Source organism: Noviherbaspirillum sp. ST9, assembly GCF_048799745.1.
In the GTDB taxonomy this organism is placed as follows: domain Bacteria; phylum Pseudomonadota; class Gammaproteobacteria; order Burkholderiales; family Burkholderiaceae_D; genus Noviherbaspirillum.
Genome location: NZ_JBLWFR010000226.1, coordinates 1 through 511 on the forward strand (window position 1 = coordinate 1; position 511 = coordinate 511).

The window sequence follows — 511 nt, forward strand, 5'->3', positions numbered from 1 at the left end:
CCGAAGATAAAGCCGCTTAAGCGGTTCGGCGGATAGCGGTCGGCGAGATCAAGGAACTCGACGCCTAACCGAGCGCGCCGCCCCTTGCTAGCGGAGGATGAGCAACTGACCGCAAACCCGGGGCCAGGTCGCTCGCCCGAGCTGCGAGCCCGGAACACGCCTGCTCCGAAGGTTCGCTTAGGGCAGATCCGCGCCCCGCGCGGCTGTCGGGTCCACCCCGGATTGCAGCCATTTGCGGCGACATAATGCTTCCGCTTAAAAACCGAACTGGCTCAGTGACGGGGAATCGTCCGGACGGCGTCCCATCGGCCAATGGAACCTGCGATCGCTCCCTGCGATCGGCGCGTCATTGATGCTGGCGATCCGCTGCGACATCAGGCCCGTGGGCTCAAACTCCCACAGCTCATTGCCGTAGGAGCGGAACCAGTTGCCGCTGTCGTCATGCCATTCGTAGGCGAAACGCACGGCCATTCGATTCCTGCGAAAGCCCCACACTTCCTTGACCAGACGA

1 protein-coding gene is annotated in these 511 nt (G+C 63.2%); it reads right to left on the reverse strand.

The genetic code is table 11. From position 1 onward, the window contains the following. Positions 1–255: 255 nt before the first annotated feature. The coding region (locus ACNOHI_RS25655) for a DUF1348 family protein (RefSeq protein ID WP_420477544.1) at positions 256–511 on the reverse strand (256 nt) is incomplete at its 5' end.